11 protein-coding genes and 1 pseudogene are annotated in these 9,654 nt (G+C 66.0%); 2 read left to right on the top strand and 10 right to left on the bottom strand.

Features of this window, described 5'->3' with window-relative positions:
- Positions 1–20: 20 nt before the first annotated feature.
- Positions 21–443 carry a hypothetical protein gene (locus G6N61_RS01600; RefSeq protein ID WP_235887106.1) on the top strand — a complete coding sequence of 141 codons (423 nt, stop codon included), beginning with the start codon at positions 21–23 and terminating at the stop codon, positions 441–443.
- Positions 444–991: 548 nt separating this feature from the next.
- On the opposite strand, the gene G6N61_RS01595 is transcribed toward G6N61_RS01600, so the two are convergent.
- From G6N61_RS01595 to eccE, 7 genes are all read right to left on the bottom strand, one after another.
- Positions 992–1,300: a hypothetical protein gene (locus G6N61_RS01595; RefSeq protein WP_163916581.1), complete on the bottom strand. Its 309-nt coding sequence runs from the start codon at positions 1,298–1,300 to the stop codon at positions 992–994.
- A 90-nt stretch (positions 1,301–1,390) separates the two neighbouring features.
- Positions 1,391–1,660 carry a tumor necrosis factor receptor family protein gene (locus G6N61_RS01590; protein WP_163916578.1) on the bottom strand — a complete coding sequence of 90 codons (270 nt, stop codon included), beginning with the start codon at positions 1,658–1,660 and terminating at the stop codon, positions 1,391–1,393.
- A 10-nt stretch (positions 1,661–1,670) separates the two neighbouring features.
- Positions 1,671–2,051, bottom strand: a complete 381-nt coding sequence (locus G6N61_RS01585) for a hypothetical protein (protein WP_163916576.1) — start codon at positions 2,049–2,051, stop codon at positions 1,671–1,673.
- The gene (locus G6N61_RS01580) at positions 2,039–2,449 is read right to left on the bottom strand and encodes a CHAT domain-containing protein (RefSeq protein ID WP_163916574.1); all 411 of its coding nucleotides are present in this window, start codon (positions 2,447–2,449) and stop codon (positions 2,039–2,041) included. The genes G6N61_RS01585 and G6N61_RS01580 overlap by 13 nt, the downstream gene beginning before the upstream one ends.
- Positions 2,439–2,792 carry a hypothetical protein gene (locus tag G6N61_RS01575; protein WP_163916572.1) on the bottom strand — a complete coding sequence of 118 codons (354 nt, stop codon included), beginning with the start codon at positions 2,790–2,792 and terminating at the stop codon, positions 2,439–2,441. The genes G6N61_RS01580 and G6N61_RS01575 overlap by 11 nt, the downstream gene beginning before the upstream one ends.
- A gap of 1,932 nt (positions 2,793–4,724) precedes the next feature.
- Complete coding sequence (locus G6N61_RS31075; protein WP_268968284.1) at positions 4,725–4,856, bottom strand: hypothetical protein; 132 nt, start codon at positions 4,854–4,856, stop codon at positions 4,725–4,727.
- Between the two features lie 146 nt (positions 4,857–5,002).
- A complete protein-coding gene (gene eccE, locus G6N61_RS01570; RefSeq protein WP_235887105.1) occupies positions 5,003–6,238 on the bottom strand; it encodes a type VII secretion protein EccE in 1,236 nt (411 codons plus the stop codon).
- Here eccE and G6N61_RS30665 point away from each other — a divergent pair.
- Positions 6,237–6,563, top strand: a complete 327-nt coding sequence (locus G6N61_RS30665) for a hypothetical protein (protein WP_235887104.1) — start codon at positions 6,237–6,239, stop codon at positions 6,561–6,563. The two genes, eccE and G6N61_RS30665, sit on opposite strands and share 2 nt — an antisense overlap.
- Here G6N61_RS30665 and mycP read toward each other — a convergent pair.
- The 3 genes and pseudogenes from mycP to G6N61_RS30655 all read right to left on the bottom strand — a co-directional run.
- Positions 6,554–8,182, bottom strand: coding sequence for a type VII secretion-associated serine protease mycosin (gene mycP / locus G6N61_RS01565; RefSeq protein WP_163916570.1), 1,629 nt, complete (start codon positions 8,180–8,182; stop codon positions 6,554–6,556). The genes G6N61_RS30665 and mycP overlap by 10 nt on opposite strands.
- Positions 8,179–8,931, bottom strand: coding sequence for a type VII secretion integral membrane protein EccD (gene eccD / locus G6N61_RS30660; protein ID WP_235887103.1), 753 nt, complete (start codon positions 8,929–8,931; stop codon positions 8,179–8,181). The genes mycP and eccD overlap by 4 nt, the downstream gene beginning before the upstream one ends.
- Before the next feature lie 547 nt (positions 8,932–9,478).
- Positions 9,479–9,643 (bottom strand): annotated as a pseudogene (locus G6N61_RS30655) (type VII secretion integral membrane protein EccD); the annotation flags it as partial.
- Positions 9,644–9,654: the final 11 nt, after the last annotated feature.

Here is a 9,654-nt window from a genome sequence, read left to right as displayed (position 1 = left end):
TTCATCAGGAGCTGCGCTCCATGATGGATGCGGTAGAGACCGCCGGCGGTGACGTCGCCCGAATCGCGACTATCTACGACATCAATCTACGGTCGGTGAAGAAGATGACCAGCGCTGATCTCGTCGTCGCGGTGTCCCCGGACGCAACCGGACAGGTCGTGGTGAAAAAAACCGACCCGAACGTCACACACCCCTTCAGCTTGAAGGAGCTGCTGGATCGGGTGAACGCCAAACGAAAAGGCCGCACGCTCACCACCTACGACCATCAGGTGCTCTCCTGGAAGGAAGACCTGCGCAGCAAAGAGACGTATGCCTGGAAACACAGCAAGGGGGTCTCGTATGCGTGGTCACCAGCCGCCGTGACCCACCTCGTCTCGCTGACCGACGAAGACTACGACCGCGTGCGCGCCGAATACAGGGCCGCCCAGCAGACAACGAAGTGAGCGGCCGGCCCGGGCATTCCAGCCAGATCTTGACTCGGATCGGGACCCGTGGGCGAGTCTCGCGCCGGTCTGTTCGTCACCACGACTTCTTCTGCAGGGACGCGGCGGTTTCGCCGATAACGCCCAACTCGTCGCCTTCAAGACTCGCCGTTGGCTGCCCACGACTTCGGCGCACAGAGAGGCTCACCCGCCGTCGCTGCTTTCACCGCACTTGTCCGCGACGGCAATGGCGCTAACATCACGCAACACGGCTGTGACCGTGGTATCGGTCCCCTCGGACGCAGCGTGATGGTGTTGTTTTTGACTCGACGAAGGTGCCACAAGCCACCACGATGCCTCGATGGTCAGTCACCGTCATGAGGGGTTTCGGTGCGTCTTCCTTTATCGGGACGAGCCACCAGGCAACGATCCCGAAGGCGAAGGCGACCAAGGCCCACGCCACCCAGAACTTCGCTTTGTCCACCTGCGCCGCCACCGCGGTGGCGGCGGCAACCAGATAAGCACGCACCGTCCTGTAGGTGCCACAACCGACGTGTAGTCAACGGTTGTCAGGCTGGGGCGCTGGCTTCCAGTGCCCGCCACAGGCCCAGGATCATCAGGCCGGCTCCGGCAACCAGCGGGATGACGACGGCGAGATTCCGGAGAGCGATCTTCTGGGCGTCAGGACCCTTTAACAGCAGCACTGAGGTGACCACGGTGACGAAGGCGGCGAGCCCGGTGCGCCACTTTTCCGCGGTGGCGGTGGCACGTTCGATGCTGCTGTCGACGAGTGCGTCCCATTGCTCCATGTTGACTCGGCTTGCTGCCCCCGGTCCTTCGACGGGTTTCCGATAGGGCGGTGGAGTGGCTGCGGTCACGGTCGCAGCACCTCAACCGAGAAAATGACACCGCAGCCGCGGTGCACCTCCGGTCGGCCGGGATGGGAACCGTTGCAGTCGCAGCGCACGTCAATAATTGCGTATTCGGCGGGTGCCGGCAGGGTAATGATGCTTCGACCCAGCCCCGGACTTACCCGGCAACGGGGCGCTGAGTTGTTGGGAGAAGTCAACGTCGTGTTCGCAACGCGGGCAGTCGCCGCGGGCTTCAGCGACATGGACCCCGCCGGGGCGCTTCACGATCGAGGCACGCAGTTTCGTCGCAACGAGCAAATCGAACGCCTTGTCCGTCCACTCGTATGCGCTCGGATTGTCTGTCTCGTAATTGGGAAGTGCGGTCATCAATGTCCTTTCACCATGTGCCTACAACGACAAGCGGCGCCCACCGCGATAGGTAGCCGTTGCGATAGCCGGGGTGCGACATCCAGCGCTGGGTCGCCCGTTGAAGTGCCTGCGGCATCGGTTGCGCCTGAGCGTAATCGAGGAACATGTTGACGAAACGGGAACTGGCAGCGTCGTCGAGCAGCTCCGAAACTGTGGCGGCGATCCTGCGGCTGTTCCGCGCTAACGCGAGGGTGGCGATCGACAACGGGTCACCCCACCCTTGCCCCGGGGAATGTGCCCCCCAGCACGCGATCAATGCCAGGGCCGGTGGTGGCTCGGCACGCATCAAGTCGGCGGGAGTCAGCGCGACGTGTTCGTCAAGTTCCAGACAATGCATCAGATCTCCCACTGGCCGACCGTGGAGAGCACGACAACGAGATCGTGTTCGGCGTGCAGGATCGCCGATCGGCAATCGGCGGCAGTCGTCAACGCTCGGGTCGATCCAGCCCGCCCGGCGTAGACATTGAGGCGGTGTTGACTGACCAGTGGACTGCGCCAATGTGCCGTGGTCGGTCCAGCGGGATCGCGAAGCCCGCCGCAGCTGTGGGCCACGGCCGTCAAGGAGGGGGCGACCGACAGCGGGTTGCGCTCGCCGAGGTATTCCGAAACCGAAACCGGAACCGCGGTCCACGGCACAGCCCACAGCTGGCCCGCGGGCACAATCACTAAGGGCACATCGCGTTCGACCAATTCGAGCGCCTCGTTTGGCATGATGACGCTGAGCGCGGCGACGTCGTTAGAGAGCATCGAGCGGCAGCCCCGCCGAATGCAGCGAACCGACCAGCTCAGTGACGGTATTTGAAAGGTCGGTCAGCCCGATATGCACCAAGCCAGCTTGCGGTGGCCTGAGGAACCAGGCGAGGGCTTCGAGCTTGTGCAAGACGACGACGAGTAATACGTATGCCTCGCCCGTCTCGACGCGAGTCCATAGTTCATCCACATGGTTGGGATCGAACGGCGTATACAAGCCTGCAAGAGATTCGTCGAACTCGTCTCGGCGAGTGCCGGTCGCGTCTCGCCGCAGACCGACGTCGTTAAGCGTGCGCGTGAGCAATCGCCTGCGATTGACCGGAGATTCGGCCTCTAACACGAAGTCGCCCCAACCCTTGCGGCCCGTAGAAACCCTCTGGAATGTTGGCAATCAGGCCCGCAAGGCGACGGCCCGCAATTGACTCGAACACCGCGACGAACGCGGCAGGGTCGCCTGCCATCACCGCTGCACGTAAGGCCATCTCATGGGCGGTGCTGAATCTCGCGAAGTACTCTCCTGCTGCGCATGGGCGGCCTGCGACGCACGGGCAGTCTCGACATGTCCGACCGCGGCGAGTCGGTGGCGCAATCCCTGCTTGATGTCGCCCAACTCATAGCATCGCGCCAGTCCGGACTCGGCGCTGGCCGCGCTTGTGAGGTCGTTGATTTCTCGGTACAACTCAGCCGCGTCGGTGTAGTGCGGAATCGCCGAACGCCAGGTTTTGGCGTTAGCCGCGCACCGAGCCAACCCATGTATCGCATGCGCCCTTCCTCGCGGATAGTTGGGCCCGGCGGTCGACAGCGCAGTCGTGTGGGCAGCGACCGCCGCTTCGCGATCACCATCGGCGAGGTGCGCTTCCCGAGCCCATCCCAGGCATTGGTCAGCGCGACAGGAAGTCCGGCCGCAGCATCGACAGCCTGTCGATACCAACCTTGGCGTCCTCCAGCCATCCGCGACGGCGACACGTCTCGCCTAACTGCACTGTCGCATTGGCGATACCTTCGCGTGATCCGAGCGCCTCGTACATTGAGAGCGCGTTCAGCAGCGCTTTGAAAGCTTTGACGGGTTCGTTGAGGAGATGGTGGCTTCTCCGAGACCGGCCGACGCGTTTGCGCGGTCCAATCTCCAGTCATGTTGGCGAGCAAGCTCTTCTGCGGCGAGAAATTCTTCGCGAGCGCTTCGGCGCTGCCGACTCGTAGATGCAGATACCCAAGCGGTATCGCTGCGCGCACTTGCCCATACTGGTATCCGCATTCGCGCGCGTCGTTCAGGGCCGCAGCATAATGGCGCAGCGCCGGCGAGATGCGCTCGTCTTGGCGGTCGACGTCACCCATCCCGATCCGAGCGTCGATAGCCGGCAAGGGATGTCGCTGCCGATCATGAGAATCGATCACCTCCGCGAACGAATCCCGAGCTGAGGTCGAGTCGCCGGACTGCAGCGCGCGTTCAGCACGGTCAAAGATATTCAACTCGGTTCGCCACTGCTCCTCGGTGATGTCGAATAGAGCGCTCGGCGCGCCCACGGTGCTACCGCCGACAAGCAGCTCATAGCGGCATCGCAGCGCTAAGGCCCCCGGTACCCGCAGCTGCGCGGCGATACGCGGTGTTTCGGCGGCGTCGGCTGTCCTCCACAGGTGATAGATAGAGGGAGCGGCTGGTTCGGGCCCTACGCCGCCGGAGACCCTGAATCGTCCTGGTTCACCGTCAGTTTCACCGCAAGTTTATCGACGGAGCCGATTGCATAATCGGACCGAGGCCAAGAGATTCGATCCTACTGGCGGTCTTCACCTTGGAAGGCTGGTGACCGAGAAGTGCGTCGACGGCATCATCGACGGTATCGACGATGGCAATCATCGAGTCGAACTCTCCCCCCTTTGACGATCTCCCCAAAATGGTGCTGCGAGCGTAGCGTCAAAAATTGGATCAGCAAACGCGAATCGGCGATTGATATGACCCGCATGCGATCGCAGCCACGGTAGTACTCGCGTAGCTACCCACCCCATTGCGTCGAGTCTCCTCAAACCGAGGCGAAGTCAAACGATCGGTGGGTCGTTAAACACTGCCAGGACGGACTCCTATCGGCGATCTCGGACGACCTGCGGACCTGCATTCGACCAACTCGGCACTGATCGGCGACTCGTCGGGTCATCCTGACGGTACGTAGCCTGCGGCCGAGGGCGCAGCTGCCAGATCTGAGCTGGACAGAGTATGGCGACCGCGTAGGACACGACGTAGTTGGCCGCTTGCTCGTCGTTGGGGAAGACCTCGCGCTCACGTTGCCCATGACCACCGGGGATGGAACGCCCGGCCGAGCTTGTCGCAGATACCCCAGCCATATCCGAGTGCGTCGTTGTTCGGGAAGTTGAAGTGCCTGCGCACCATCACGTTGTAGACGTACTCCACCTCAGATGCCCTGGCTGGGCTGTACCCGGCGTTCGACCACGGTCTTGGACGAGGTCGGGTCCCGGGTCGCTCCTGCGTTACCGGTGTCTCAAAGATGTTGTCCAACAATCGGACACACATCAACGGAACCTACTACTAGGTCATCATCATTCACCTAGTTCAGAAATGTCTGCTCGTTGCGGAACGCCACCGCGTCGAGGCGAGCGGTGAATCGTTCGGTCTCGACCCGGATTCGTCCGTTGCGCTGGGTGATGCGGACATCGGGCTCGACCGACCGAGGACCTGCGCCCACGCTGATGCTGACCAGTGCGCCGGGGTAGGGATTGGCCGACCCGTTGTGCACCACCACCGTTGGTGGGCGTGGCGGTTGGGCGCGCAGATCGGTGGTGTTCCAGATCCGCGAGGACGCTGCGGCCATGGTCCAGCGGCGGCGGGGGGTCGTACGCCGCGACGAACTCGCCGCTGGCCGAGGCTCGGCGGATGAGCTGGCGGACCGCCAGGTCGTCGTCGGAGTCGATGACGATGCGGGTGGGGCCGGCCGGGTCGCGCAACGGCATGAGCATGAACGCGTCGTCGACCTTGCCGAGCATCACCCCGGACGAGCCGATGGCCACGGCGGTGTCCAGGTCAGCGGTCAACGTTCGTGTCGGCATGTCCTTGATGCGGTCAGCGCCGGGCAGCAGCGCGGACAGCGCCCACCATTGCCGACCGTTGTAGCGGTTGAGGATGACCGCCGGAGGCGCCAGCAGCGGTTGAGCGGTGGTGAACCGCACCGTCGCCGATACGGTGATCCCCTCGCTCGAGCGGCGCAGGTGCAGCGCCAGCAGCGTGTGCTCGGAGGAGATCGCCCACATGTCGTCGAGCCGCTCGGCAGTCAGGTCCTCGGCGCTGAGGTAGTAACTGGTGACGTGATTCCCGCGGTGGGTGAGGTCCTTCCACCCTTCCCGGTAGGTGCTCTCGATGTCTTCCTTGCTGCCACCGTGCATGTCCAGGACCGCCTGGCGCATGTCGGCAGCCGTCATCGGCTCTGCGCGGCAGCCACTCTGGCGAAGCGCGCGCGTGATGCGCCGGGTTACTGCCGCGACCGCGGCCGCGGTGTCGGTGCGCCACATCAGCCCGGCGGTGGTGTCGGGTGAGCGGGTGTCCATGCGGATCACCAGCATGGTGCTGCGTTGTCCGGCCGCGGGTCGGTCAGCCAGGAGCTGGGCGTAGAACTGGCCGTAGCTGTCGCCGGAGGTGCGGCGGCCCTGGGCGATCACGTCGACGTCCACACCGAGCCCGAAGCGCTGCATCTGCTCGGCGATCACGCTCAGCGGCAGAGTGTTTGGAGTCTCCGCGCCCTGCGGTCGCAACAGGGTGGGTATGTAGGCCGCCCCACACATGGACCATCGTCACCGTCGTGTGCTCGTCGACGCGCACACCCAGGGGCTTCCCGTCGCTGTCGACGTCGACGAACTCTGCGGCCTCGACGCGGTGCTCCTTGTGGCGCAGACGCCCGATGGCCCGCTTGAGCCACTGCCACGGCGTCAGCCGCGACACTGTCACCACGAACAGCAGCAGACCCACGACAGCACCGCCGGCCGCGCCCGCCCACCACGGCCCGTCGAAGGCGACGGCGATCGCGGTGCCCAGCACTGCCAGGACTTCGGTGGGCAGCGCGGCGCCAAGGTCGGCTCGCGCACTCCATGTGCGTTCCTTCATCGCTGATGCTTCCTTCGCCAGACAGTCGTCCCCCACAACACCGCGCCAACCACGACCATCCCGGCCCCGATTTGAGCGGCCAGCATGCGAGCAGGCCGGGGATCCGGTGGCGGTGGCGGTGGCGGTACGTGCAAGGGCGCCTCGGTGGGCACCGGCGCCTTGGCCGGTGGGGGTGGAACGTCCCACGTCAGCGCCGCGAGCGGGTCGACCACGCCGTAACCGATCACGTTGTCCCGTCCGCCGGCGGGAGCGTGTGCGGTGGCGGTGAGCCGGTGGATGACCTCGGTGGCGGGCATCTGCGGAAACTTCGCGCGCACCAGGGCTGCGACACCAGAGACGTAGGCGGCTGAGAAGGACGATCCGATGAGGGGCTTGAACTTGTCCTCGTCGATCGAGGCGTTGATGACGTTGCCCGAGGTCGACAGACCCACGACGTCGGATCCGGGTGCGGCCAGATCCACCCACGGCCCATGCAGCGACGCGGCCTGACTCATCAAGGGGGCACCGAAGTTGTCGGTGGCCGAGACGGCGACCACGTAGTCGTCGAACCAGGCTGGCGAGGCAATGGTGACCACGTCGTCCCATCCCGACGCTCCGGTCGCCGGTGGCGGGTTCTGCGTGCAGCCCTGGGTGCCAGCATTGCCAGCTGCGGCAACGATCACCACGTCGCGATCAACGGCGGCGTAGCGCAGCGCAGCGCCCAGCACCGCCTGATCGGCTGGTTTGGTCACCGGAATGCACGACACCAGCGAAATGTTGATGACCCGCGCGCCGAGGTTGGCGGCATGCACGATCGCCCGTGCCAGCGTGTTGATGTCACCGGTCCTGCGCGCCTGCTCCTGGTCCTGATCGAGCCGAGGGTCCTTTAACCCGTAATTCTGCGAACTCTGGCGGATCCCCAAAATCACCGCATCCGGTGCGATCCCGATCAAACCATCCGGGCCACCGGTGGGAGGCGGCACCTGTGGCAGCGGGAGTTGCGGTGCCTGCGGGACCTGCGGCCCGGGCCCCCACGCCGGCGGCGGCCCGGGCGGCGGCGGTGGCGGCGGCTCGGTGGTTGTCTTGGTGACGGTGATCGTGGGAGGTGGAGGCGGCGGCGGGATCGGTTGCGGCGCAGGCGCGGCCGGCGGCGGCGGTGCGACTTGAGCGCCTGCCGGGCGGACCGGCAGCCGCGCCCCTGAGGGTGCGCTGCCGATCAACGACGCGACGAGGGTGCCGTGACCGTCGCAGTCAGCCAGCCCGTCGCCGTACTGACCCATCACGTAATCGCCGCCTGCCACGAGGTGGGGCAAGCGCGGGGACGGTGCGACCCCGGTGTCGATCACGGCGACGACGACCCCCGCTCCGGTCGACTCCTGCCACGCCGCGGGCATGTCCAGCAGCGCCAGCGCCGGGGGAAGCTCACGCAGATCGCTGCCCGGGGTGACGCCGGTCAGCGTGCAGGCTCGGGTCTGTCTCATCGGCTGATCGGGGGCGGGTGCGGGGTCGGCTGGCGGTGGGCCGGGTGGGACCACCGGTGGTGTGATCGCCCAGCTCGCCCCCACGCTGGTGGCGGCGAGCAGGGCGACAGTGCCCGCCAGACCGGCACCGGCCCGCATCCGTGCACCAAGGGGCGTGCCGGTCATATCCCGTGCCTGACGGCGTTGCGGATCACCGGGTACAGGTTGAGCAGCCACAACGCCCACGGCAGCAGCGCGAGCAGCAGCACGTACTCGATGATCTCCACGAAACGTCGCATCGGAGCGGTGTATTCGCGGAAGGGCACAACCAGCGCCGTGACCAAACCCATGACCGCGATGCCGAGGGTGACCCCGACGCAGACCAGCGCGACCTTGAGGCTGGTGGCATCACTGGCGGCGTAACGTCCGATTGCCACCGCGGCTGCTCCTACACCAGCAATCATCAGCGTGACCGACTGGTAGCGGTCGACGAAGGACCGCGATCGCAGCACCAGGATCACGCAGACCGCGCCGACGAACGCGGTGTAGCGCCATCCGCCCGGCTGGCCGGGGACCACCGCGTAACGCGCGGCCACCAGAGTCACCACGGCCAGGCCGATCATCATTCCGGTCATGGTGTTGTTGCCGCGCATCACCCATGCCCGCACCTGCTCGGCGGTGGCCACCCCGGTCGGCCCGACTGGTGACACCGTGTCGGCGGGCTGACCGGGCAGTCGCTCGAACACTCCGCGGTTGGTGACGGACGGAAACAGTGGTGTCGGCACGCCCGATGCCGCGACGGCCGTGGTCGTGGCCCAGGTGACGGCCACGATAACCCCGATCAAGGCGATGACCGCGACGCGCTCTGGACGGACCTCCCAGGTGGAGGCGGCCACCACGGCGGCAGCGAAGGCGAACACGCTCACGGTCAGCATCGCGGCGATGGCACGATGTGGCGCCCCACACCGTCGCAAGCACGATGACGCCGACGATGACCGCGACAAGCGCTGCGGCCACATGCCAGAGCCCCGGTGTTCCCGGCAGCGACATCGCCGCTGCGGCGGCGGCGGGGATGAGGGCGATCCAGGACAGCGCGTGACCCGTTGCGCGGCGCTCCCGGCCAGCAACCGTGTCCGCGTTGGCCTTGCTCAGCCCGCGGGCGGCCGCGAGCAGCGCCAACAAAAGTGCCGAGGCCGAGGCCGCGCCGATCCAGCCGTAGTGAGCGTCCGTGCCGCCGATGCTCCACCACCAGTTCACCAGGATGAGGCAGGCCCACCCCACGATCCCTGCGGTGAGCCAGCCCACGACCTTGCGGCCGACGTCGGGGGTCAGGGTGGCCAGCAGCTGATTGGCCGCGCGAGCGATGGCGGTCGAGACCATTTCGGTGACAGGTTCGTAGGTTTCGGCCGAGGCCGCCGGCAACAACCACAGCTGCTCACCGTCGAGGACGCCGCACTCGTCGAGCGTCTTCTGCGGGTCCAGTGGTTGTGCGTCAGCGCGGCACAACCGGTAGCTCCGCTCGGGGTCCAGCATCGTGCGGCCCCGTTCGCGGAGTACCTCGTTGACCCGCGCCACCAGATCCTCGGTGACGGCGATCAGCGCCACCCCAGCGGGCAGCGAGTAGTCGATCTCGAAGTCCTCCCCCACCAGAAGCGCCA

It is taken from the genome of Mycolicibacterium arabiense, from assembly GCF_010731815.2.
Lineage (GTDB): Bacteria > Actinomycetota > Actinomycetes > Mycobacteriales > Mycobacteriaceae > Mycobacterium > Mycobacterium arabiense.
This window is presented reverse-complemented; position numbering and strand designations above follow the sequence as displayed.

Bases quoted from the DNA above. Each gene is read 5' to 3' on its own strand.
- G6N61_RS01600 (WP_235887106.1), top strand. From the start codon at position 21: ATGATGGATGCGGTAGAGACCGCCGGCGGTGACGTCGCCCGAATCGCG.
- G6N61_RS01590 (WP_163916578.1), bottom strand. From the start codon at position 1,660: ATGACCGCACTTCCCAATTACGAGACAGACAATCCGAGCGCATACGAG.
- G6N61_RS01580 (WP_163916574.1), bottom strand. From the start codon at position 2,449: ATGCTCTCTAACGACGTCGCCGCGCTCAGCGTCATCATGCCAAACGAG.
- G6N61_RS30665 (WP_235887104.1), top strand. From the start codon at position 6,237: ATGGACCATCGTCACCGTCGTGTGCTCGTCGACGCGCACACCCAGGGG.
- eccE (WP_235887105.1), bottom strand. From the start codon at position 6,238: ATGTGTGGGGCGGCCTACATACCCACCCTGTTGCGACCGCAGGGCGCG.
- mycP (WP_163916570.1), bottom strand. From the start codon at position 8,182: ATGACCGGCACGCCCCTTGGTGCACGGATGCGGGCCGGTGCCGGTCTG.
- eccD (WP_235887103.1), bottom strand. From the start codon at position 8,931: ATGCTGACCGTGAGCGTGTTCGCCTTCGCTGCCGCCGTGGTGGCCGCC.